Here is a 22,330-nt window from a genome sequence, read left to right on the forward strand (position 1 = left end):
GTATACACGCGCGTATCTGACGGCTGCATCCTGCGGATCATGGCGTCTGTCGGCACCAACCGGTAAAATGTCGGTCCTTTTCTGACCCCTATTCTCGGAAAGAGCCGTACCTATGACTGCAACGCGCAAACCGCTGGTCCTGATCATTCTGGACGGCTTCGGCCATAGCGATAGCCCGGAATACAACGCCATCTACGCCGCGAAGAAGCCCAACTGGGACCGTCTGCTGGCCAGCCAGCCGAACGGCCTGATCTCCGGCTCCGGCATGGACGTCGGCCTGCCCGACGGCCAGATGGGCAACTCCGAGGTTGGCCACATGAACCTGGGCGCCGGCCGCGTCGTCTACCAGGACTTCACCCGCGTCACCAAGGCGATCCGCGACGGCGAGTTCTTCCAGAACCCCGTGCTGACCGGCGCCGTGGACAAGGCAGCGAAAGCCGGCAAGGCCGTGCACATCCTCGGCCTGCTCTCCGATGGTGGCGTGCACAGCCACCAGGACCACCTGATCGCCATGGCCGAACTGGCCGCGCAGCGGGGCGCCGAGAAAATCTACCTGCACGCCTTCCTCGATGGCCGCGACACTCCGCCCAAGAGCGCCGAACCGTCGCTTGCGCTGCTCGACGACGCCTTCGCGCGCATCGGCAAGGGCCGTACCGCCAGCATCATCGGCCGCTACTTCGCCATGGACCGCGATAACCGCTGGGACCGTGTCGAAGCCGCCTACAACCTGATCACCGATGGCACCGCCGAATTCACCGCCGACTCCGCCGTGGGCGCACTGAACGCCGCCTATGAGCGCGGCGAGAGCGACGAGTTCGTCAAAGCCACCCGCATCGGCGAGCAGGTGCGCGTGGAAGACGGCGACGCCGTGGTCTTCATGAACTTCCGCGCCGACCGCGCCCGCGAACTGTCGCGCGCCTTCGTCGAGCCGGGCTTCAAGGAATTCCCGCGCCAGCGCGAGCTGCACCTGGCCGAGTACGTGATGCTGACCCAGTACGCGGCGAGCATCCCGGCGCCCAGCGCGTTCAAGCCCGAGTCGCTGGACAACGTCCTGGGCGAGTATCTGGCCAAGAACGGCAAGACCCAGCTGCGCATTGCCGAGACCGAGAAATACGCCCACGTGACCTTCTTCTTCTCCGGCGGCCGCGAAGAGCCGTTCGAGGGCGAAGAACGCATCCTCATCCCCTCGCCGAAGGTCGCCACCTATGACCTGCAGCCGGAAATGAGCGCGCCGGAAGTCACCGACAGGATCGTCGACGCCATCGAACACCAGCGCTACGACGTGATCATCGTCAACTACGCCAACGGCGACATGGTCGGCCACACCGGTGTGTTCGAAGCCGCGGTGAAAGCCGTCGAGTGCCTGGATACCTGCGTCGGTCGGATCGTCGAGGCGCTGGACAAGGTCGGTGGCGAAGCCCTGATCACCGCCGACCACGGCAACGTCGAGCAGATGGAAGACGCCATGACCGGCCAGGCGCACACCGCGCACACCTGCGAGCCGGTACCGTTCGTCTATGTCGGCAAGCGCAAGCTGAGCATCCGCGAGGGCGGCGTGCTGGCCGACGTGGCCCCGACCCTGCTGGCGCTGATGGGTCTGGAACAGCCCAAAGAGATGACTGGCAAGTCGATCGTCACCCTGCTTTGAGGCAAGGATCGTGCGGGAACGTGACCCAGCTCCCGCCGGTCAGAGGAAACGCCCCAGGCTACGCGGCCTTGGGGCGTTTTTTTTAGCGCCCACCACGGGCATACTAGGCCCGTCCAGAATTCAGGTGCCCGCCGCCCAATGCCTCGCGCCCTCCTCCCGCTGCTGCTGATCTGCCTCCTGAGCCCGCTCGCGGCCGTTGCCGACGAACGCGCCGACACCCAGCGTCAGCTGGAGCAGACGCAGAAAGACATCAACGAGCTGAAGAAGAACCTGAAGAACATCCAGGACGAAAAGTCCGGGGTGCAGAAGCAGCTCAAATCCACCGAGACCCAGATGGGCGACCTGGAAAAGCAGATCCAGCAGATCCAGGACGAGATGAAGAAGAACGAGGAAGAGCTGCAGCGCCTCGATTCGGAGAAAAAAAAACTCCAGGGCGCACGCCTTGAACAGCAGCGCCTGATCGCCATCCAGGCGCGCGCCGCCTACCAGAGTGGCCGTGAGGAATACCTCAAGCTGCTGCTGAACCAGGAACACCCCGAGAAGTTCAGCCGCACCCTCACCTACTACGAGTACATCAACAAGGCCCGCCTGGATCAGCTCAGCGCGTTCAACGAGACCCTGAGCCAGCTCAACGCTGTCGAGCAGGACATCACCGCGCAGAAGAACCAGCAGGTCGAGCAGCAGAACGCGCTGGAATCACGCCGCGAGGAACTGGCCGACGCCCGCAAGGCGCGCCAGGCGGCCCTGGCCAAGCTCGACGGCGACCTCAAGGACAGCAATGGCAAGCTCAAGGACCGCGAGCAGAGCCAGGAAGACCTGAACAAGGTCTTGAAGACCATCGAGGAAACCCTGGCCCGCCAGGCCCGCGAAGCCGAGGAAGCTCGCCAGCGTGCCCTGGCCGCCGAACGCGAGCGCGCCAAGCGCGAACGCGAGCTGGCCGAGCGTAGCGAGAAGCCCGAAACCCCGAGCAAACCCCGCGCCGACTACAGTGGCCCGCTGGTTTCCAGCGGCGAAGGCTTTGGCGGTGCATTCAGCGCTACCAAGGGCAAGCTGCCCTGGCCGGTCAACGGCCGCGTGCTGGCGCGCTTCGGCAGCCCGCGCGGCGACGACCCCCGCGCCACCTGGGACGGCGTGCTGATCGGCGCCCAGGCCGGCAGCACGGTACGCGCCGTCCATGGCGGCCGCGTGGTGTTCGCCGACTGGCTGCGCGGCTCCGGCCTGCTGGTCATTCTCGACCACGGTGGTGGCTACCTCAGCCTTTATGGGCATAATCAAAGTCTTCTGAAGGACGCCGGCGACACCGTCAAAGCAGGCGACCCCATCGCGACCGTAGGTGCCAGCGGTGGGCAGAGCACCCCGGCGGTATACTTTGCCATTCGCCATCAGGGCCGCCCGGCGGACCCTTCTACCTGGTGTCGCACGCAGGGATAAGCGGCGGACACGCCTTAGGAGCCCCAAACATGTCGCAAGCTTTCCGTCTCACCACCCTGGCCCTGGCGCTGCTGCTCGGCGTCGGTGCGGCACAGGCCGCCGGCGCCCCGGCCGCAGCAGCCCCGGCGGCCCCTGTGGCCAACGGCAAGGAGGCTCCGCTGCCGCTCGATGAGCTGCGCACCTTCGCCGAGGTCCTGGACCGGGTGAAGGCCGCCTACGTCGAGCCGGTGGACGACAAGACCCTGATCGAGAACGCCATCAAAGGCATGCTCAGCAACCTCGACCCGCACTCCGCCTACCTGGGCCCGGAAGAATTCGCCGAGCTGCAGGAAAGCACCAGCGGCGAGTTCGGCGGCCTGGGCATCGAGGTCGGCAGCGAAGACGGCTTCGTCAAGGTGATCTCGCCGATCGACGACACCCCCGCGGCCAAGGCCGGCATCCAGCCGGGCGACCTGATCGTCAAGATCGACGGCAAGCCGACCAAGGGCCAGTCGATGAACGAGGCGGTGGACAGCATGCGCGGCAAGGCCGGCTCGCCGATCACCCTGACCATCGTGCGCGGCGGCGGCAAGCCGTTCGACGTCGAACTCAAGCGCGCCATCATCAAGGTGAAGAGCGTGAAGAGCCAGATGCTCGAACCGGGCTACGGCTACCTGCGCATCACCCAGTTCCAGGTCAACACCGGCGAGGAAACCGTCAAGGCGCTGACCAGCCTGCGCATGGAAAACAAGGGCCGGCTCAAGGGCCTGGTGCTGGACCTGCGCAACAACCCCGGCGGCGTGCTGCAGTCGGCGGTGGAAGTGGCCGACGCCTTCCTCACCAAGGGGCTGATCGTCTACACCAAGGGCCGCATTCCGAACTCCGAGCTGCGCTTCTCCGCCGACCCGGCCGACCCGAGCGACGGCGTGCCGCTGGTGGTGCTGATCAACGGCGGCAGCGCCTCGGCGGCGGAAATCGTCGCCGGCGCCCTGCAGGACCAGAAGCGCGCGATCCTCATGGGCACCGACAGCTTCGGCAAGGGCTCGGTACAGACCGTGCTGCCGCTGAACAACGACCGCGCCCTGAAGCTCACCACCGCGCTGTACTACACCCCCAACGGCCGCTCCATCCAGGCCCAGGGCATCACCCCGGACATCGAGGTGGAACGCGCCAAGGTCACCCGTGAGCAGAGCGATTTCGATGGGTTCAAGGAAGCCGACCTGCAGGGGCACCTGGCCAACGGCAACGGTGGCAAGGACCGACCGACGGCCCCTGGCAAGCGCCCGGAAGACCGTCCGCAGGAGAGCGATTACCAACTCGGCCAGGCCCTCAGCCTGCTGAAAGGACTCAGCGTCAGCCGCGGCAACAAGTGATCGATGCGCTGGGCTCGGCTGCTGTTCGGCCTCAGCCTTGGCGCATTGCTGTGCCAACCGGCGGTATCGGCGCCGCCGGACGGCGCGAGGCCGCTGGTCAGCATCGTCATCGACGACCTCGGGCAGAACCTGGCGCGCGATCGCCAGGTGCTCGAGCTCTCCCCCGCCATCGCCCTGGCGATCATTCCCGACACGCCCCACGCCGCCGAACTGGCCCGCGAAGCGCACCAGCGCGGGCGCACCGTGATGCTGCACATGCCAATGGACCCGGCAGGCGGCGCGTTTGCCTGGCGTCCTGAGCTGAGCCAGGAAGAACGCGCCCGCCGTCTCGACGCGGCGCTGGCGACGGTGCCCTACGCCCAGGGCCTGAACAACCACGAAGGCAGCCGCATGACCGCCGACCGCCCGGCCATGGCCTGGCTCGCCGCGGAACTGCAGCGCCGCCACCTGTTCCTGCTCGACAGCCGCACCAGCGCCGCCACCGTGGCCGCCGCCGAGGCGCAGAAGATCGGCCTGGCGAGCCTTTCGCGGGATGTGTTCCTCGACGACGACCCAAGCGAAGCCGCGGTGATGGAGCAGATGCAGCGCGGCCTGAAACTGGCGCGCAAGCAGGGCACCGTGGTGATGATCGGCCACCCGAAGCCGGCGACCCTGGCGGTGCTCAGGCGTGTACTGCCAACCTTGAAGGCCCAGGGCTTCGAACTGGTGAAGCCTACGCTGCTGATCGGCGAACGCGCCAACCGCGCCATGCAGGGGCATGGGCGGGATGGGACCTACCGGTAAACAACGAGAGGATGCGGTTCGCGAGCAAGCTCGCTCCTACAGAGAGCAGCGAGCCTGCTTTTCGTAGGACCGAGAGTCATTGCTCGCGAACATCAGGAGTCCGGGCGGCGACCGGCCGGCCTTCCTTACAGGTAGTTGTTGGTCGCCTGCTCGATGAAGCCGTCGGCGCGCATCGAGTCCAGCGCCTTCTGCAAACGCTGCACCACCTCATCCGGCGTGTCCTTGTTCAGCGCCAGGTAGAGCTGGTCCTCGTTGAAGCGCAGGACGGTCTGCAGGCCGGAAACGCCCTCCTGCTTGGCCAGGTAGCGGCCGACCGGATCAGTGGTGGCCCACAGGTCGATCTGGCCCGAGGTCAGCTTCTTCACGTTTTCCTGGTCACGCAGCGCGTTGATCACCGGGATGCCCTGTTTCTCCAGGCCCTCGCTCACCGCGTCGTTCTTGTAGGCGCCGATCTTGTACTTGGCGCCCGCCTCCTTGATGTCCTTCACGGCGATCTTGCTACCCGCCGGCGCCAGCAGCACCCAGTTGGTCTTGGCGATCGGGCCGACCCACTTGAACAGCGGAACGCGCTCCGGGGTGTAGGCGGTGGAGAACAGGCCGTAGTCGGGCTTGTCGAGGGTCAGCTTGTACAGGCGGTCCCAGGGGAAGCGCAGGCTCAGGCTGTACTGGATGCCGGCGCGCTTGAACATCTCGCGGACGATATCGGTGCTGATGCCATCGATGCTCTCGTCACGGGCGAAGTTCTTGTCATCCACCGCCATGTTGAACGGCGGGAAGTTCTCCGTGAGCAGCACCATCTTGTAATCGGCGGGCACTTCGGCGCGGGCCGCAGCGGCCCCCAACAGCAGGCCCAGGGACAGGGTCTTGGTAAGGACTTTCAGCATGGTCATACCGCTCGCATGGTTATCGTTATTGGCTTGCGGCATCCCTGCGGAGGGACGGAATACTGGACTCGTCTGCCTTCCATGGCATGGTCGGCGCCAGAGCTGGCCGGCGCCCTGTTGCATTCACGGGCCGTGAGGTTGGTCAGCCCGCGGGTCTTACAGGTAACTGTTGAGCACATCGTCGACGAAACCTTCGGCGCGCATCTTGTCCAGGGCGGCCTGCAGCTTCTGCACCACGTCGTCGGGGGTCTCGCGGTTCAGGGCCAGGAACAGCTGGTCGCTGTTGAAGCGCAGTACGGTCTTCAGGCCGGTGACGCCGACCTGCTTGGCCAGGTAGCGGCCCGCCGGATCGCCGCTCGCCCACAGGTCGATCTTGCCTTCCTGCAGCTTGCCGGCGTTCTCCTGGTCGCGCAGCGCCAGCACCGGCTCGAAGCCGTGCTTGGCCAGGTATTCGGCCATGGCGTCGCCCTTGTAGGCACCGACGCTGTACTTCTTGGCCTCTTCCAGATTGTTCAGGGTGATCTTGCTGTCAGCCTTGGCCAGCAGGACCCAGTCGTCCGGACCGATCGGGCCGACCCACTTGAACAGGCTCTCGCGCTCGGGCAGGCGGGCGGTGACGAATACGCCGTAGCCGGGCTTCTCCAGCGCCAGCTTGTAGATTCGGTCCCAGGGGAAGCGCAGGGTCAGGGTGTACGGAACGCCGGCCCGCTTGAACATCTCCTTGACGATGTCGACGGCGATCCCGTCGATGTTGTCTTCCTGGGCGAAGTTCTTGCCATTGATGGCCATGTTGTACGGCGGGAAGTTTTCGGTCAGCAGCACCATGCTGTAGCCCGAGCCTTCCGTCTCCGCCTTTGCCGCGCTGGCGAGCAGCAGACCGCAGCCAATCCATGCAAGCAGAATGCGCTTCAGCATCTGGGAATTCCTGAGTGTGACAATTCTGAGAAGGCGCAGAGCTTACTCGGAGAATTGGCGCCAAGAAACCCTGGGCAGATGGCAATCACACATCTAAAAGCCATCACAGCGACCAGTGGCATCGGCCGTTCGGGGATCGCAGGCGAAAGGGCCTGCGGCGACTGGGCGCAGGCCCCCAGGGGCCGGGAGAACCCCGGCCCGGAGGAACGTCAGCGAACGACGATACCGCGGCTGGCCAGGTAGGCCTTGGCCTCCGGCACGCTGTACTCGCCGAAGTGGAAGATGCTGGCGGCCAGCACCGCATCCGCCTTGCCCTCGATGATGCCGTCGGCCAGGTGCTGCAGGTTGCCGACGCCGCCGGAAGCGATCACCGGAACGTTCACCGCCTCGCTGATGGCGCGGGTCACGCCCAGGTCATAGCCGCTCTTCACGCCGTCCTGGTCCATGCTGGTCAGCAGGATCTCGCCGGCGCCAAGGCCTTCCATCCTCTTCGCCCACTCCACCGCGTCCAGCCCGGTGGGCTTGCGGCCTCCGTGGGTGAAGATTTCCCAGCGCGGAGCTTCGCCCGGCGCCGAGACCTTCTTGGCGTCGATGGCGACCACGATGCACTGCGAGCCGAAGCGCGCGGCGGCTTCGCCGACGAACTCCGGGGTGAACACTGCGGCGGTGTTGATCGAGACCTTGTCCGCACCGGCATTGAGCAGGTTGCGGATGTCCTGCACGGTGCGTACGCCGCCGCCCACGGTCAGCGGGATGAACACCTGGCTGGCCATGCGCTCGACGGTATGCAGGGTGGTGTCGCGGCCATCGACGCTTGCGGTGATGTCGAGGAAGGTGATCTCGTCCGCACCCTGCTCGTCGTAGCGACGGGCGATTTCCACCGGGTCGCCGGCGTCGCGGATGTTCTCGAACTTGACGCCCTTCACCACGCGGCCGTTGTCCACGTCGAGGCAGGGAATGATGCGTTTAGCCAGTGCCATAGCAATGCTCTCGTAGGATGGGTGGAGCGCAGCGATACCCATGCTGCCAAACCACCCCAGGTCCTGATTGCCGGGTTACGCCGCCTCGCGGCGCGCCCAGCCTGCGTTCAGATCAGCCTTTGAAGCTGTCGCACAGCGCCTGTGCTTCGGCGACGTCCAGGGTGCCTTCGTAGATCGCGCGGCCGGTGATGGCGCCGACGATGCCCGGGGTGCGGGCGTCCAGCAGCTTCTGGATGTCACCCAGGTTGTGGATGCCGCCCGAAGCGATCACCGGGATGCGCGTGGCGTTGGCCAGGGCGGCGGTGGCTTCGACGTTGCAGCCCTGCATCATGCCGTCCTTGGAGATGTCGGTGTAGACGATGGCGGAGACGCCGTCGGCCTCGAAGCGCTTGGCCAGGTCGATCACCTGCACTTCGCTCACCTCGGCCCAGCCGTCGGTGGCGACGAAGCCGTCTTTGGCGTCCAGGCCGACGATCACCTTGCCGGGGAAGGCGCGGCAGGCTTCGCCGACGAATTCCGGCTGCTTGACTGCCTTGGTGCCGATGATCACGTAGCTGACGCCGGCGCGGACGTAGTGCTCGATGGTCTCCAGCGAGCGGATGCCGCCGCCGATCTGGATCGGCAGGTTCGGGTAGCGCTTGGCGATGGCGGTGACCACTTCACCGTTGACCGGCTTGCCTTCGAAGGCGCCGTTCAGGTCCACCAGGTGCAGACGGCGGCAGCCGCCCTCCACCCACTTGGCGGCCATGGACACCGGGTCGTCGGAGAACACCGTGGCGTCTTCCATCAGGCCCTGGCGCAGGCGCACGCAGGCGCCGTCTTTCAGATCGATTGCGGGGATGATCAGCATGGGTTGAACCTGCTCGAATCCAAAGATGAATGGGGTCGGGTCAGCTCTTCTCGAGCGCCCACAAGTCGCTTTCGATGCTCTCGAACCGGTCTTTCAGGTGAGATTGCACGTCGAAGATCGCCTTGTTGTAGAACAGCGGGCCGAACTCGCGCAGGAAGAAGTCCAGCGCCTCTTCGGCCTCGAAGGAACCGACATCCAGCTCGAAGCGATCCTCGAGGAAGCGCTGGATCGCCCGCGCCGCACCCTGGCGCTGGGCGCCGTCGAGTTCGAGGATCGCCGGCTTGTCCTTCTGGCGGGCCATGGCTTACCAGCGCCCATCCCAGGCGGCGAAGTTCTGCAGCAGCTGCAGGCCATGGGTATGGCTCTTCTCCGGGTGGAACTGCACGGCGAAGCGCGAGCCATCGGCCAATGCGGCGGCGAAATCACGTCCGTAGTGGCCGCGACCGACCACCTGGCGCGGGTTGCCCGCCTCGATGTAGTAGCTGTGCACGAAATAGAAGCGCGCGTTGTTCGGAATGTCGTGCCACAGCGGGTGATCCACGCTCTGCGCCACTTCGTTCCAGCCCATGTGCGGCACCTTCAGGTGTTCGCCGTCTTCGTGCAGGTCCTTGCCGAAGAAACGCACCTTGCCGGGGAACAGGCCGATGCAGTCGACGCCGTCGTTCTCTTCGCTGTGGTCCAGCAGCGCCTGCATACCGACGCAGATGCCGAGGAAGGGGCGGTCCTGGCTGACTTCACGCACCAGACTGTCGAAGCCCAGGCGCTTGATCTCGGCCATGCAGTCGCGGATCGCGCCGACGCCGGGGAATACCACGCGGTCGGCCTCGCGGATCACGCTGGCGTCGCTGGTCACCAGCACGCGCCCGGCGCCCACGCGCTCCAGCGCCTTGGACACCGAGTGCAGATTGCCCATGCCGTAGTCGATGACGGCTACCGTCTGCATTACAGGCACCCTTTGGTGGACGGCATCTGGCCGGCCATGCGCTCGTCCAGCTCGATGGCCATGCGCAACGCGCGGCCGAAGGCCTTGAACACCGTCTCGATCTGGTGGTGGGTGTTGTGCCCGCGCAGGTTATCGATGTGCAGGGTCACCTGGGCGTGGTTGACGAAGCCCTGGAAGAATTCCATGAACAGGTCAACATCGAAGCCGCCGACGCTGGCGCGGGTGAACGGTACGTGCATCTGCAGGCCGGGGCGGCCGGAGAAGTCGATGACCACGCGCGACAGCGCCTCGTCCAGCGGCACGTAGGCATGGCCGTAGCGGCGGATGCCCTTCTTGTCGCCGATGGCCTTGGCGAAGGCCTGGCCGAGGGTGATGCCGATGTCTTCGACGGTATGGTGGTCGTCGATATGCAGGTCGCCCTTGCACTCGATGTCCAGGTCGATCAGGCCGTGGCGGGCGATCTGGTCCATCATGTGCTCGAGGAAGGGAACCCCGGTATCGAAACGGGCCTTGCCCGTTCCATCCAGGTCGATGGAAACCTTGATCTGGGTTTCCAGGGTGTCGCGCGCGACGGATGCCTTGCGTTCGGCCATCACCAGCTCCACAGCTAACACTGCACGTAATTATAAGAAGGGGCAGCATTATAGGCGCGCCAGGTCCGGCGCGGCTATGGGCGGTGGTCGGAGCTGGCCGATCGACAGCGCTTTTCCCTACACTGCCGGTCCGCCGCCGAGGAATCGTCCATGCCCGTCATCGTCCAGCACCTGACCCAACCCAGCGACCAGGACCGCCAGGACCTGCTGAAGATCTACGCCGACGCCCCGCAGTGGCTGCTGGCGCCCTTCGCCACTCCCGACGCCCTGGTGGAACAGGGGCTGCGCGAGGGTCGTCTGCTGACCGGCCGCTTCAACGACCGCCTGCTGGGCGCTGCCTGGGTCGAGCGCGACGCGGACACCTGGCGCCTGTCGCGCCTGTGCGTTCGCCGGGTCACCCGTGAACGTGGCGTGGCAAGGCGGCTGCTGGAGGAAGCCCAGCGCCTGGCCATCCTGCAAGGCGCCGCGCTGCGCCTGAGCGCGCCGGCCGACCAGCCGGAAGCCGCAGCCTTCGCCGAACGCCTCGGGCTCACATTGCTTCCGGCGTGATATCGCTGCCAATCTGCGACCGGCTCGGCAGGACAGCCACCCCGGGGAACCGTACGCCACCCCCTGGTTCAAACCGGGCAGAACCCGTGCCTTTCACCCTCGACTGGGGTAAAGGTGCGTCGTTGATATACTTTCCCGCTACTCCACCCGCCGTCTGAACAAGGACCCGTCATGAAAGCGTTCGGCAAAATCCTCGGCATTGTTGTCCTGGGCCTGCTGCTGCTTATCGTCGCCGCCGGCTTCGTGCTGACCCACTTCTTCGATCCGAACGACTACAAGGACGAGATCCGCCAACTGGCCCGGGACAAGGCCAACGTCGAGCTGAACCTCAAGGGCGATATCGGATGGAGCCTGTTCCCCTGGCTGGGCCTGGAGCTCCACGACACCAGCGTGGCCACCCTGCAGGCGCCCACCCAGCCGTTCGCCGACGTGCAGCTGCTGGGTATGTCGGTCCGCGTATTGCCGCTGCTGCGCAAGGAACTGCAGATGAGCGACATACGCGTCGAAGGCCTGAACCTCAGCCTGAACCGCGATAAAAATGGCGTCGGCAACTGGGAAAACATCGGCAAGCCCGCCCAACCGGCCAGCGGCGCCACCGCCGCCCCGCAACCGGCGCCCGCCCCAAGCGAACCGGCCAAGCCGGCCGCCACAGCAGCGCACCAGCCGATGAAGCTCGACATCGACAGCCTGACGGTGAAGAACGCCCGCATCGACTATGCGGACGCCCAGAGCGACAAGAACTACACGGTCGAAGGCATCGAGCTGACCACCGGCGCCATCCACGAGGGGAGCAACATCCCGGTCAAGTTCAGCGCCTACCTGGGCAGCAACCAGCCGGTGATCCGCGCCCGCACCGAACTGACCGGCAACCTGCGCTTCGACCGCGCGCTCAAGCGCTATTCGCTGGAAGACACCAAGCTTTCCGGCGAGATCTCCGGCGACCCGTTCCAGGGCAAGACCGCCAGCTACAGCGCCCAGGGCCAGCTGGTGCTCGACCAGGCGGCCCAAATCGCCGAGTGGAACGGCCTGAAGGTCACCGTCAACCAGCTCCGTGCCCTCGGCGAGATCAAGGCCCGCGAGCTGGACAAGGAACCGAAGCTCGACGGCGGCCTGTCGCTGGCGCCGTTCAACCTGCGCGAATTCCTCAACGGCATCGGCCAGACCCTGCCGGAGATGGCCGACGCCAACACCCTGACCAAGCTGGAGCTGTCCACCCGCCTGGCCGGTACCCGCAACAGCCTGGACCTTGGCGACATCAAGCTGAAGCTCGACGACAGCAACTTCAGCGGCAACCTCGGCATCGCCGACCTCAGCAAGCAGGCCATCCACGCCCAGCTGAACGGCGACCGCCTGGACCTCGACCGCTACCTGCCGGCCAAAGCCGCCAAGGCCCAGGAGGCCACCAGCGCCGCGCGCAAGGCCGAGGTCGAGGCCACCACCAACAGCGCCCTGCAGGGCGACACCCCGCTGCCCAACGCGCCGACCCAGCACGCCTGGAGCGACGCGCCGATGCTGCCGGTAGCCAAGCTGCGCACCCTCGACCTGGACATCGCCCTGCAACTCGGCCAGCTGACCCTCGACAAGCTGCCGATCGAGAACGCCAGCCTCAAGCTGCACGGCCAGGACGGCCTGCTCACCCTCGACGACATGCGCGGCGAGCTCTACGACGGCAAGTTCAACGCCACCGCCAGCCTCGACGTACGCCAGGACGTACCGCTGCTCAAGGCGCAGAAGCACATCAGCAACGTTCCGGTGGATCGCCTGCTCGAATCCCAGGGCCAGAAGCCGCCCGTGAAGGGCCTGCTCGACCTGGATGCGGACATCACCACCCAGGGCGCCAGCCAGAAGGCCTGGATCGACAACCTCAATGGCACCGCGCACTTCGTCCTGACCCAGGGCGTACTGCTCAATGCCAACCTGGAACAGCAACTCTGCCAGGGCATCGCCACCCTCAACCGCAAGGCCCTCGAAGGGACCCACGGTGGGAAGGACACACCGTTCCGCGAATTGCAGGGCAACCTGGTGTTCAAGAACGGCGTGGCCAGCAACCCGGACCTGAAGGCGAGCATCCCCGGCCTGACGGTCAAGGGTAATGGCGACATCGACCTGCGCGTGCTGGGCATGGATTACCGCATCGGCGTGATCATCGAAGGCGACAAGAGCGACATGCCCGACCCTGCGTGCCAGGTGAACAAGCGGCTCGTCGGCATCGAATGGCCGCTGCACTGCCGCGGCCCGCTGGAGCTGGGCGCCAAGGCCTGCCGCCTGGACAAGGACGGTCTGGGCAAGATCGCCGGGCAACTGGCCGGCGACCGGCTGAACGAAAAACTCGAAGAGAAGTTCGGCGACAAGGTCAGTCCCGAGCTCAAAGACGCACTCAAAGGGCTGCTCAAGAAGAAATGACCCCGGAACGTTTCAATTCGGCGGTGCTCGACTGGTTCGACCACCATGGCCGCCATGACTTGCCCTGGCAGCAGAACATCACGCCCTACCGGGTGTGGATCTCGGAAATCATGCTGCAGCAGACCCAGGTAGCCACTGTGATGGGCTACTACGACCGCTTCATGGGCGCACTGCCGACGGTGGCGGACCTCGCCAACGCGCCGGAAGACGAAGTGCTGCACCTGTGGACGGGCCTGGGCTACTACACCCGCGCGCGCAACCTGCACAAGACCGCGAAGCTGGTGATGGAGCGCCACGGCGGCGAATTCCCCCGCGATGCCGAGCAGCTCGCCGAGCTGCCTGGTATCGGCCGCTCCACCGCCGGCGCCATCGCCAGCATCTCCATGGGCCTGCGCGCGCCGATCCTCGACGGCAACGTCAAGCGCGTGCTGGCGCGCTACCTGGCCTGCGATGGCTATCCGGGCGAGCCCAAGGTGGCCAGGCAACTGTGGGACGCCGCCGAACGCTTCACCCCGCACGACCGGGTCAACCACTACACCCAAGCGATGATGGACCTGGGCGCCACCCTCTGCACCCGCAGCAAGCCGAGCTGCCTGCTCTGCCCGCTGCGCGAGGGCTGCCGTGCGCACCTGCTGGGACGCGAGAGCGACTTCCCGGTGCCCAAGCCGCGCAAGGAACTGCCGCGCAAGCGCACTCTGATGCCGATCCTGGCCAACCGCGAGGGCGACATCCTGCTTTATCGCCGCCCGTCGACCGGCCTCTGGGGAGGACTGTGGAGCTTCCCCGAACTGGACGACCTGGCCGCTCTCGATCCACTGGCCCAGCGCCACGCCCTGCGCCTGGGCGAACGCCGCGAGCTGCCCGGCGTGACCCACACCTTCAGCCACTTCCAGCTGGCCATCGAGCCCTGGCTGGTGCGCGTCGAGGACGCAGCCCCCGCCGTGGCCGAGGCCGACTGGCTCTGGTATAACCTCGCCACCCCGCCGCGGCTCGGCCTTGCCGCCCCGGTGAAAAAGCTGCTCAAACGAGCCGCCGACGTGTTGAATGCAGGAGAAATGTCATGACCCGACTGGTGATGTGCCGCAAGTACAAAGAAGAGCTGCCCGGCCTCGATCGCGCGCCCTATCCCGGAGCCAAGGGCCAGGACATCTTCGAGCACGTCTCGAAGAAGGCCTGGGAAGAGTGGCAGAAGCACCAGACCATGCTGATCAACGAGCGTCGTCTGAACATGATGAATGCCGAGGATCGCAAGTTCCTCAGCGCCGAAATGGACAAGTTCCTTTCCGGCGAGGAATACGCGCAGGCCGAGGGCTACGTCCCGCCCAGCGCGTAAGCTTCGGTATTATTTGAAAAATTTTTCGTGGCACGCTTGACACCCCTCCCGAAAACCCGTTTAATGCGCGCCACGTTGCCCAGGTAGCTCAGTTGGTAGAGCAGGGGATTGAAAATCCCCGTGTCGGCGGTTCGATTCCGTCCCTGGGCACCACCTTTCACTTTCAGGTGGTGCCAGCATTACCTGAAAGTCTCAAGAAGCCCGCCTAGTGCGGGCTTTTTGTTGTCCGCGCTTTTCACCTCCCTGCAATCCGGGGGAACCGGATGGGACCACCTCGGTCATCAGCGATATTCCAGAGCCACGGAGCCCTGTTCAGGCGATGGCCTGGATCTTTTCCCAGACGCGGCCTGGCTCGGGAACATCGAGGCTGAAAGTCGAGCTGAAGATATCCGCAAGATGCTCCGCACCCGTGATGCGCTGCTCGCTGACGCTGCCTGCCGTTACGCGGCGCAGGCAATCGTTCTTCAGGGCGACATAGCCATCCGCGGTATGCCGCAGGATCGCCAGCGCGCTTGTGAACGGCGAGCCGGGATCCTTCATCAGCCAGTCACGCGAAGCGGCAATGGCGGTTTCGTCGCTGTGATCGGGGCGGAAGTCGAAGCTGTGCGCGAGTCCATTCGCATGGTTATTGAAGCGCAACCAACCGTCGTCCGTGGGCCGGATCGAAAAATCGAAGCCGCGCTGGCTGATCGGCCCGACGGCAAGCGGCACAGGTTCGACGATGGCATCCGCCAGGCCCACCTCGGCAAGGTAAGGCCGGTCGAGATCGACGCGCAGCGTCAGATGATTGCCGATGGCGATGTCGCCGATCAGTTCACGGTTGACGCCGCCGCACAGGCGGGTGACGCGAAAACCGAGCGCGGCGAGCGCCGCGCCGAACAGACCATTCATCTCATAGCACCAGCCGCCGCGCCCGCCCTCCACCATTTTGGCGAAGGCGACGGCCGGAACGATCGAGGACGGCCATCCCATGAAGGCATCCAGCGCCTCCCAGGTGAAGGCCATGAGATGGGCTCGATGAAGTTTCGCCAGGCCGTCGGCATCGAGAGACACCGGCTGGCCGACCCCGATCCTTGCGAGATAGGCGTCCAGTTGGCTGGACGTCAGGGGCATTCCATTTTCGCTTGAAGAGTTGCAATTCATATTCCGACCTCCTTTCGATGGACCGTTTTCGAGGTTTCAGCGCAATCGGCGGGTACAGATCACGCGACGGACTGAGTGTTTGCGCAAGCCACCCTTGCGAAGTCCTCGATCTCTGCGACGAGCCGCGCCGGCCCCGGACCTTCTTCGGCGATAGCACGCCCAAGCGCCAACGCCCGCTCGGAAAAGCTCGTGTCGGAAAGGACGTGCCGCACGGCCTCGCCGAACATTTGCGGGGGTATCGATGGATCGAGGCGCAGGCCCGCCCCGTGATATTCCACGCGCGCGGCGTTGTCGTTCTGATCACGCCCCATTGGCAGGATGACGAGAGGGACGCCGTGGTGCAGCGAGCGCATGACCGTGCCGTGCCCGCCGTGGGTAACCACGGCACGGGCCCTGGTCAGAATTTCATCATGTGCTGCGCCGGGAAGAATGGTGACATTCGCCGGCGCTTGCAGGCGAAGTCCCTCGAGCGCCTTGCCAAGCGTGACGACAACCTGGACCGACTCCCCGGCCAAACCGGATATCACCCGCTGGAGCACATCGGCCTGCCCCTGATTGGTGGTGCTGAACGATACGAGCACGAGCGGCCGCATCTCGCGCACTGGCGGACTCGCCCAACGCTCCTTGGCCCAGCTCGGCAACTCCAGCAGCGGCCCCACATAGCGCACATAGTCCGGCAGGCGCTCGGTGGGGAAGTCGAAGCGGCTGCTGGTGGCCAGGAGATGGCGGCCGGCGCGCAAGGGCTGTTCGTGGACATGGGCCAGCGGCGCGACGCCAAAATGAGCGCGGGCAGCGTTGAGACCCGGCAGGAAGCCGTCCCATACTTGCTCGACCCGCGCCGAAACTTCCGCATCGCGCACCCGCTCCGCGACCGACCGGGCGGGCTGAAAGCCCGGACCGAACGGAGGATGCCCAGGGAGAGGCCAGAGCGAGATGTTGCTTGCGAGGAGGGCCGTCGGAACTCTCGCCACTTCGCCCGCAAGCATGCTGCCGAACAGCAGATCCGAGCCCAGAATGAGATCGGACGGCTCCGCTGCCAACGCTTCGAGAATATCCTCGGCATAGGATTGCGCGGGGCCGACGAAGATCCGCTCACACCCTCTTTGGAAGCCGGCCAGGGAATCGACAGCTTCCCAATCTCGCACGAAGCAGCTTTCGGGTGAGCGATCAGGACGGTTCGGGGCGCGCTTCCATGGCAGGAATCGAGCGCCCGCCTCGATCGCCTCCGCTCGCATCGTGTCGTCGGCAACAAGGCGCACGTCATGCCCACGGCCGGCGAGGGCTCGGACGGCAGCAAGCGTCGGCGGCACGTTGCCACCGCCCTCCCAGCCGACTATCAGGACGCGTAGACGCGGCCCCGCATCTGTCACCTTTATCATTGCCTTGGTCCTTTCTCGATGGAGAGCGGATCAGTTCGTCTCATCCTCACGCAGCAGGCGCTCAATCGCCTGCGTCATGAGCCGGCGAGTCTCCGTCGCCGAATGTCCCTGCGCCCGACGCAGCAGATGCCAGATCCAAACATCGGTCTGGGCCAGCAACTGCGCGAGCCGATCCTTGCGAGCCTGGTCGTCGAGCCTGTCGAGCCAGACCCTGAACATGTCTTCGATCCACTCGCGATGGCCTTTACGACCACGATCGAGGACGGCAGCGAATTCGGGAATGCGGGCTTCCTGCCCGAGTGTCCGCACGAGGATGTCGCCGGTGCGCTCATAGTCGTCCGTCAGGAACGCGACGATGTCGGCCACGCTTTCGGCGGGCGTGCCCCAGCGCTGGGCTCGGATCGAGGCATCCATCCGGGTCGCCATGGCGCTGAGCACACCGACCTTGCTGCCGAAACGCCGTATCACGGTTTGTCGGGTGGTACGGGCGGCGGCGGCGATGTCGTCGAGGGTGACTTCATCGAACCAACGCTCTGCGAGGAGCGCGATCAACGCGTCGACGATCTGTCGCTCGGTATCCTGAACCGCATCGGCACGCGCCGACTGGCGATAGTCTCGAGGAGGCATGCTGTCACCCTTATTTCGTATTACTCAATGTAACGCGAAATCCAGAGGGTCAACACGAGACACGATGAGCGGAGTTGCAATGTCAGCCACCTCAAAGCCCCTGAAGTCGTGAGAACTCAGGGGCTATTCAGTTCCCGCCCGTACCAGCCGCTCCCCACCCCGGAATATCCGCACGATTCGTGTCGAATGATTGCCGAACTACACTGTCTACTGGCACGTAGCACGTCGTTCTTTCAGAATCATGACAAACTGGTCGATTCCCGCTTGCTTGGCGGGATACCTTCCGGGCGTTCGATGTTTGGTAACGGAGTCACTGTGCGCGCACTCATTCGCTGGTGGAATTCACGGGGCAATCTGGCCACCCTGTCTGCCCTCTTCCTGCTGGTTCCCCTGATCGGTCGCTATATCCTTGGCTGGGGCACCCCGCTGGGCTACCTGTCCGATCTCGCGCTCGGCACACTGCTCGTGGTGGCGCTGCACAACCGCCGCCTGTTCATCGCCATTCCGGTCATGCTGATCTGGGCGCTGTCGGTGATCGGCACCGCCGAACTGGTCAGCGCCGTCGGCCGCATGCCCGCGCCGGAAGACCTGCACTTCCTCGCCGACCCGACCTTCGTCGCCAACTCCACCGAGGGCGGCGGCCTCAACCATTTGCACCTGGCCATCGCCATCGGCGTCGGCATCCTGCTCTGCGCCCTGCTCTGGCGCCGCCGCGAGCAACCACTGCCGCGCTACGCCTATGCGTTGCCGGCCACGCTGCTGGCCGGCCACTTCGGCCTGCAGTACCTGCAGCCCAGCGATGCGGAGATGTGGAAGCAGTTCAACCTGCCGCACCAACTGGTCTCCCGCGCCATCACCAGCGGTGAAATCGCTTACCAGGACTGGCGCGACCGCGACCAGCCGGAGGTCAGACCCAACGTTACCGGCCTCACCCAGCACGACCTCAACGGCACTCCGCTGCTGCCCGGCCGTGGCCAGGCGAAGAACGTGCTGATCATCACCATGGAAGGCATTCCCGGAGCCTACGTCGCCACCAACCGTGCTGCGCTGAGCAGCAGCTACGAAGAATCGATGATGCCCAAGCTCAGCACCTGGGCCGAGCGGGCGATGACCACCCCGGACTACGTGGTGCACAGCCACCAGACCATCCGCGGCCTCTACGCCTTGCTCTGCGGTGACTACAGCAAGCTGGACAACGGCACGCCCAAGGGTGTCGAGCTGCTGGGCAACCCGACCCGCGCCGCCGAGTGCCTGCCGGCGCAGATGCACCAGGCCGGCTTCAGCACCCACTTCCTGCAGGGTGCCGGGCTGCGCTTCATGGCCAAGGACAAGATCATGCCGGCCATGGGCTTCGACAAGACCATGGGCCGCGACTGGTTCAAGAAAAAGCCCTACCTGGAATTCGCCTGGGGCATGGATGACAAGGCCTTCTTCGAAGGCGCGCTGGACTATGTCGGCCAGCTGCGCCAGAAGAAGGAGCCGTGGATGCTCACCCTGCTGACCGTCGGCACCCACCAGCCCTACTCGGCCACACCGGAATACCTGGCCAAGTACCCAACGCCACGCAAGGCCGCCGTTGCCTACCTGGACGACGCCATGGACGCCTTCCTCAAGGGACTGGAAGAAAAAGGCGTGCTCAAGGACACCCTGGTAATCGTCACCTCCGACGAATCCCACGGCATCGACAACGTGCGCCTCGCCTCGGCCTGGGGCCTGAACCTGGTGTTCGCACCGGAGCAGGCCGCGCTGCCACCGGTGAAGGCCGGCGTGTATGGCCACGTCGACATGGAGTCGTCGATCCTCGACTACTTCGGCATCAAGGCACCGCAGGATATCGCCGGCCGTTCGCTGTTCCGCGAATACGAGACGGGCCGGGAAATGGTCTCCTTCACCAACGGTATGCAGCGCTACCACGACGGCAAGAACACCTTCATCGAGTGCGACTTCCAGCAGGTGTGCCGGCGCTACAAGAGCGATGGTTTCATCGCCGACAGCGCCAAGTTCGAGGGCCGCTTCAGCGGTCGCGACGCACGCCTGATGACCGCCCGCGCCGACATCCTCGACCAGTCGGTGGTCAACGCCCAGTCGGCACGCGAATACCAGTTCGCCACCCGCGAACACATCCGCCTGAAGCCGCAGGTCACCAACGAGTACACCGACAACCTGATCGGCGCCCAGTACCTGGAATTCCCGGCCAACTCGCGGACCACGGTGAGCCTGAAGATCCGTGCGGTCCAGATGGACAGCAATGGCGCGCGCATCCAGCTCAAGACCCGCTCGTTCGAGCAGCCGGTGCCGATCCCGATGCCGGAGTTCCCGCTGGTGAAGCGCGACCAGCCGCTGGCGGTTTCGTTCTCCTTCGACAACGAGGAGGCGCGCAAGGCGTTCTCCTTCCACCTGCTGGCTGAAGGCAAGGGCATCATCGAGATCACCGACTTCCACGTCACCACCGAGCCACGCAAGTCGCCGATCAATGCCAGCGAGCCGGGCGCGACCGGTCTGGCCGACGGCAAGGTGCTGCCGATTCCGCGCCTCTCCGGCCACCCGAACCTGATGGCCAGCCAGCCCGCGGAATCCCAGGACGACGTGTCCCCCGCCGACGTCATCGAAGAGCCGGCACCGCAGCTGCGCCAGATGATGCAGTGAACACGACTGGCGGCCCGCCCGGGCCGCCAGTCTTTCCCCCTTGCGCGGAAGCTGGCACTATCGCGCCCCCGCAACGGAATGCCCTCTCCGCCCCGCGAGTTCAGCCCAGGCGACACCACACTGTGGCAATGCGACAACTTGCCGCAATCCCGAGGAACTGCGAGGGATGAGCGCTTGGCGCCCCCTGGGACGCGTGTTAGCTTGCCCCTCGCCAGGATGGCCCCGATTCTGCAGTACCCCACTGCGAGAGCGTCCTAATAACAATAGAGGAGCCCCCTATGGCCGAGGCCATACCCGCACTGGAAATCCGTAATCTGCACAAGCGTTACGGTGACCTGGAAGTGCTCAAAGGCATTTCCCTGACGGCCCGCGACGGCGATGTGATTTCCATCCTCGGCTCCTCCGGTTCCGGCAAATCCACGTTCCTGCGCTGCATCAACCTGCTGGAGAACCCGCACCAGGGCCAGATCCTGGTCGCCGGTGAAGAGCTCAAGCTGAAGAAGGCCAAGGACGGATCGCTGGTCGCCGCCGACAACAAGCAGATCAACCGTCTGCGCAGCGAGCTGGGCTTCGTCTTCCAGAACTTCAACCTCTGGCCACACCTGAGCATCCTCGACAACATCATCGAGGCGCCGCGCCGCGTACTGGGCAAGACCCGCGCCGAAGCCACCGAGATCGCCGAAGCCTTGCTGGCCAAGGTCGGCATCGCCGACAAGCGCCACAGCTTCCCCTCCCAGCTTTCCGGCGGCCAGCAGCAGCGCGCCGCCATCGCCCGCACCCTGGCGATGCAGCCCAAGGTCATTCTCTTCGACGAGCCGACGTCCGCACTCGACCCGGAAATGGTCCAGGAAGTGCTGAACGTGATCCGCGCGCTCGCCGAGGAAGGCCGCACCATGCTGCTGGTCACTCACGAAATGAACTTTGCCCGCCAGGTTTCCAGCGAGGTGGTGTTCCTCCACCAGGGTCTGGTGGAAGAGCAGGGCACGCCGCAGCAGGTCTTCGAGAACCCGCAATCGGCACGCTGCAAACAATTCATGTCCAGCCACCGCTAACGGAGCATCACTGCATGAACAACTATAAGAAGATCATCCTGGCTGTCGCGGCCACCCTGGCCATTGGGGGCAACGCCATTGCCGCAGAGAAACTGCGCATCGGCACCGAGGGTGCCTACCCACCCTTCAACGGCATCGATGCCAGCGGCCAGGTCATCGGCTTCGACATCGACATCGCCAAGGCCCTGTGCGCCAAGATGAAGACCGAGTGCGACGTCGTCACCTCCGACTGGGACGGCATCATCCCCGCGCTGAACGCCAAGAAGTTCGACTTCATCGTCGCTTCCATGTCGATCACCGATGAGCGCAAGCAGGCGGTGGACTTCACCAGCCCTTACTACACCAACAAGCTGCAGTTCGTGGCACCCAAGTCGACCGACTTCAAGACCGACAAGGGCTACCTGAAAGGCAAGGTGATCGGTGCTCAGCGCGCGACCGTTGCGGGTACCTGGCTGGAGGACAACATGTCCGACACCGTCACCATCAAGCTGTACGACACTCAGGAAAACGCCTACCTCGACCTGTCCTCGGGCCGCCTCGACGGCGTACTGGCCGACAAATTCGTGCAGTACGACTGGCTCAAGAGCGACGCTGGCAAGGACTTCGAATTCAAGGGCGAACCGGTGTTCGACAACGACAAGATCGGTATCGCCGTGCGCAAGGGTGACCCGCTGCGCGACAAGCTGAACGCCGCTCTGAAGGAAATCGTCGACGACGGTACCTACAAGAAGATCAACGAAAAGTACTTCCCCTTCAGCATCTACTGATGCACGTGCCGTGCCGCCCGGACTCGGGCGGCGCGTGCCCTCAGGCGTGATT

At 65.0% G+C, this 22,330-nt stretch carries 21 protein-coding genes and 1 tRNA gene; 12 read left to right on the forward strand and 10 right to left on the reverse strand.

The features are described 5' to 3' along the window. The first annotated feature begins 112 nt into the window (after positions 1-112). The 4 genes from gpmI to GA645_RS26270 all read left to right on the forward strand — a co-directional run bounded on the left by gpmI (position 113) and on the right by GA645_RS26270 (position 5,214). Positions 113-1,648: a 2,3-bisphosphoglycerate-independent phosphoglycerate mutase gene (gpmI, locus tag GA645_RS26255; protein ID WP_152226934.1), complete on the forward strand. Its 1,536-nt coding sequence runs from the start codon at positions 113-115 to the stop codon at positions 1,646-1,648. 138 nt (positions 1,649-1,786) lie between these two features. Continuing rightward, positions 1,787-3,079: a murein hydrolase activator EnvC gene (locus GA645_RS26260; protein ID WP_152226936.1), complete on the forward strand. Its 1,293-nt coding sequence runs from the start codon at positions 1,787-1,789 to the stop codon at positions 3,077-3,079. A gap of 29 nt (positions 3,080-3,108) precedes the next feature. Continuing rightward, positions 3,109-4,431, forward strand: a complete 1,323-nt coding sequence (locus GA645_RS26265) for a S41 family peptidase (protein WP_152226938.1) — start codon at positions 3,109-3,111, stop codon at positions 4,429-4,431. A 3-nt stretch (positions 4,432-4,434) separates the two neighbouring features. After that, the gene (locus GA645_RS26270; protein ID WP_152226940.1) at positions 4,435-5,214 is read left to right on the forward strand and encodes a divergent polysaccharide deacetylase family protein; all 780 of its coding nucleotides are present in this window, start codon (positions 4,435-4,437) and stop codon (positions 5,212-5,214) included. Positions 5,215-5,339: 125 nt separating this feature from the next. On the opposite strand, the gene GA645_RS26275 is transcribed toward GA645_RS26270, so the two are convergent. From GA645_RS26275 to hisB, 7 genes are all read right to left on the reverse strand, one after another. Beyond that, positions 5,340-6,098: an ABC transporter substrate-binding protein gene (locus tag GA645_RS26275; protein WP_152226942.1), complete on the reverse strand. Its 759-nt coding sequence runs from the start codon at positions 6,096-6,098 to the stop codon at positions 5,340-5,342. Positions 6,099-6,254: 156 nt separating this feature from the next. Continuing rightward, complete coding sequence (locus GA645_RS26280; protein WP_372239773.1) at positions 6,255-7,013, reverse strand: substrate-binding periplasmic protein; 759 nt, start codon at positions 7,011-7,013, stop codon at positions 6,255-6,257. Positions 7,014-7,222: 209 nt separating this feature from the next. Beyond that, a complete protein-coding gene (hisF, locus tag GA645_RS26285) occupies positions 7,223-7,993 on the reverse strand; it encodes an imidazole glycerol phosphate synthase subunit HisF (RefSeq protein WP_152226944.1) in 771 nt (256 codons plus the stop codon). Positions 7,994-8,105: 112 nt separating this feature from the next. Further along, entirely contained in the window at positions 8,106-8,843 is a 738-nt protein-coding gene (gene hisA, locus GA645_RS26290; protein ID WP_088420217.1) for a 1-(5-phosphoribosyl)-5-[(5-phosphoribosylamino)methylideneamino]imidazole-4-carboxamide isomerase, read from the reverse strand. A gap of 40 nt (positions 8,844-8,883) precedes the next feature. Beyond that, positions 8,884-9,144, reverse strand: coding sequence for a DUF2164 domain-containing protein (locus tag GA645_RS26295; RefSeq protein WP_152226946.1), 261 nt, complete (start codon positions 9,142-9,144; stop codon positions 8,884-8,886). Between the two features lie 3 nt (positions 9,145-9,147). Further along, positions 9,148-9,786 carry an imidazole glycerol phosphate synthase subunit HisH gene (gene hisH, locus GA645_RS26300; RefSeq protein ID WP_152226948.1) on the reverse strand — a complete coding sequence of 213 codons (639 nt, stop codon included), beginning with the start codon at positions 9,784-9,786 and terminating at the stop codon, positions 9,148-9,150. Beyond that, positions 9,786-10,379 (reverse strand): imidazoleglycerol-phosphate dehydratase HisB, encoded by a 594-nt coding sequence (gene hisB, locus GA645_RS26305; RefSeq protein ID WP_152226950.1) that lies wholly within the window; start codon positions 10,377-10,379, stop codon positions 9,786-9,788. Before hisB ends, hisH begins: the two co-directional genes overlap by 1 nt. A 150-nt stretch (positions 10,380-10,529) precedes the next feature. Between hisB and GA645_RS26310 the strand changes: the two genes are divergently transcribed. The 5 genes from GA645_RS26310 (at position 10,530) to GA645_RS26330 (ending at position 14,817) form a co-directional block, all read left to right on the forward strand. Beyond that, complete coding sequence (locus GA645_RS26310; protein ID WP_152226952.1) at positions 10,530-10,928, forward strand: acetyl-CoA sensor PanZ family protein; 399 nt, start codon at positions 10,530-10,532, stop codon at positions 10,926-10,928. A gap of 171 nt (positions 10,929-11,099) precedes the next feature. Beyond that, the gene (locus tag GA645_RS26315) at positions 11,100-13,331 is read left to right on the forward strand and encodes an AsmA family protein (protein ID WP_152226954.1); all 2,232 of its coding nucleotides are present in this window, start codon (positions 11,100-11,102) and stop codon (positions 13,329-13,331) included. Continuing rightward, positions 13,328-14,395, forward strand: coding sequence for an A/G-specific adenine glycosylase (mutY, locus tag GA645_RS26320; RefSeq protein WP_152226957.1), 1,068 nt, complete (start codon positions 13,328-13,330; stop codon positions 14,393-14,395). The genes GA645_RS26315 and mutY overlap by 4 nt, the downstream gene beginning before the upstream one ends. Then, positions 14,392-14,664, forward strand: a complete 273-nt coding sequence (locus GA645_RS26325) for an oxidative damage protection protein (protein ID WP_152226959.1) — start codon at positions 14,392-14,394, stop codon at positions 14,662-14,664. The genes mutY and GA645_RS26325 overlap by 4 nt, the downstream gene beginning before the upstream one ends. Positions 14,665-14,741: 77 nt before the next feature. Then, a tRNA-Phe gene (locus GA645_RS26330) sits at positions 14,742-14,817 on the forward strand. 159 nt (positions 14,818-14,976) lie between these two features. Here the strand turns inward: GA645_RS26330 and GA645_RS26335 are convergent. From GA645_RS26335 to GA645_RS26345, 3 genes are all read right to left on the reverse strand, one after another. Further along, the gene (locus GA645_RS26335) at positions 14,977-15,777 is read right to left on the reverse strand and encodes an arylamine N-acetyltransferase (protein WP_218572342.1); all 801 of its coding nucleotides are present in this window, start codon (positions 15,775-15,777) and stop codon (positions 14,977-14,979) included. Positions 15,778-15,866: 89 nt separating this feature from the next. Further along, on the reverse strand, positions 15,867-17,186 hold the full coding sequence (locus tag GA645_RS26340) for a glycosyltransferase (protein WP_152226963.1): 1,320 nt from the start codon (positions 17,184-17,186) through the stop codon (positions 15,867-15,869). A gap of 30 nt (positions 17,187-17,216) precedes the next feature. Continuing rightward, positions 17,217-17,813, reverse strand: coding sequence for a TetR/AcrR family transcriptional regulator (locus GA645_RS26345; protein WP_152226965.1), 597 nt, complete (start codon positions 17,811-17,813; stop codon positions 17,217-17,219). 315 nt (positions 17,814-18,128) lie between these two features. Here GA645_RS26345 and GA645_RS26350 point away from each other — a divergent pair, with 315 nt between their 5' ends. The 3 genes from GA645_RS26350 (at position 18,129) to GA645_RS26360 (ending at position 22,278) form a co-directional block, all read left to right on the forward strand. Beyond that, entirely contained in the window at positions 18,129-20,459 is a 2,331-nt protein-coding gene (locus GA645_RS26350; RefSeq protein WP_152226967.1) for an LTA synthase family protein, read from the forward strand. A 278-nt stretch (positions 20,460-20,737) separates the two neighbouring features. Continuing rightward, on the forward strand, positions 20,738-21,511 hold the full coding sequence (locus GA645_RS26355) for an ABC transporter ATP-binding protein (protein ID WP_152226969.1): 774 nt from the start codon (positions 20,738-20,740) through the stop codon (positions 21,509-21,511). A 14-nt stretch (positions 21,512-21,525) separates the two neighbouring features. Beyond that, positions 21,526-22,278 carry an ABC transporter substrate-binding protein gene (locus GA645_RS26360; RefSeq protein ID WP_152226972.1) on the forward strand — a complete coding sequence of 251 codons (753 nt, stop codon included), beginning with the start codon at positions 21,526-21,528 and terminating at the stop codon, positions 22,276-22,278. The last annotated feature ends 52 nt before the right edge of the window (positions 22,279-22,330 follow it).

It is taken from the genome of Pseudomonas sp. SCB32, assembly GCF_009189165.1.
In the GTDB taxonomy this organism is placed as follows: Bacteria; Pseudomonadota; Gammaproteobacteria; order Pseudomonadales; family Pseudomonadaceae; genus Pseudomonas.

Coding starts and splice junctions, on each gene's coding strand:
- gpmI (WP_152226934.1), top strand. CDS start 113: ATGACTGCAACGCGCAAACCGCTGGTCCTGATCATTCTGGACGGCTTC.
- GA645_RS26260 (WP_152226936.1), top strand. CDS start 1,787: ATGCCTCGCGCCCTCCTCCCGCTGCTGCTGATCTGCCTCCTGAGCCCG.
- GA645_RS26265 (WP_152226938.1), top strand. CDS start 3,109: ATGTCGCAAGCTTTCCGTCTCACCACCCTGGCCCTGGCGCTGCTGCTC.
- GA645_RS26270 (WP_152226940.1), top strand. CDS start 4,435: ATGCGCTGGGCTCGGCTGCTGTTCGGCCTCAGCCTTGGCGCATTGCTG.
- GA645_RS26275 (WP_152226942.1), bottom strand. CDS start 6,098: ATGCTGAAAGTCCTTACCAAGACCCTGTCCCTGGGCCTGCTGTTGGGG.
- GA645_RS26280 (WP_372239773.1), bottom strand. CDS start 7,013: ATGCTGAAGCGCATTCTGCTTGCATGGATTGGCTGCGGTCTGCTGCTC.
- hisF (WP_152226944.1), bottom strand. CDS start 7,993: ATGGCACTGGCTAAACGCATCATTCCCTGCCTCGACGTGGACAACGGC.
- hisA (WP_088420217.1), bottom strand. CDS start 8,843: ATGCTGATCATCCCCGCAATCGATCTGAAAGACGGCGCCTGCGTGCGC.
- GA645_RS26295 (WP_152226946.1), bottom strand. CDS start 9,144: ATGGCCCGCCAGAAGGACAAGCCGGCGATCCTCGAACTCGACGGCGCC.
- hisH (WP_152226948.1), bottom strand. CDS start 9,786: ATGCAGACGGTAGCCGTCATCGACTACGGCATGGGCAATCTGCACTCG.
- hisB (WP_152226950.1), bottom strand. CDS start 10,379: ATGGCCGAACGCAAGGCATCCGTCGCGCGCGACACCCTGGAAACCCAG.
- GA645_RS26310 (WP_152226952.1), top strand. CDS start 10,530: ATGCCCGTCATCGTCCAGCACCTGACCCAACCCAGCGACCAGGACCGC.
- GA645_RS26315 (WP_152226954.1), top strand. CDS start 11,100: ATGAAAGCGTTCGGCAAAATCCTCGGCATTGTTGTCCTGGGCCTGCTG.
- mutY (WP_152226957.1), top strand. CDS start 13,328: ATGACCCCGGAACGTTTCAATTCGGCGGTGCTCGACTGGTTCGACCAC.
- GA645_RS26325 (WP_152226959.1), top strand. CDS start 14,392: ATGACCCGACTGGTGATGTGCCGCAAGTACAAAGAAGAGCTGCCCGGC.
- GA645_RS26335 (WP_218572342.1), bottom strand. CDS start 15,777: ATGCCCCTGACGTCCAGCCAACTGGACGCCTATCTCGCAAGGATCGGG.
- GA645_RS26340 (WP_152226963.1), bottom strand. CDS start 17,186: ATGATAAAGGTGACAGATGCGGGGCCGCGTCTACGCGTCCTGATAGTC.
- GA645_RS26345 (WP_152226965.1), bottom strand. CDS start 17,813: ATGCCTCCTCGAGACTATCGCCAGTCGGCGCGTGCCGATGCGGTTCAG.
- GA645_RS26355 (WP_152226969.1), top strand. CDS start 20,738: ATGGCCGAGGCCATACCCGCACTGGAAATCCGTAATCTGCACAAGCGT.
- GA645_RS26360 (WP_152226972.1), top strand. CDS start 21,526: ATGAACAACTATAAGAAGATCATCCTGGCTGTCGCGGCCACCCTGGCC.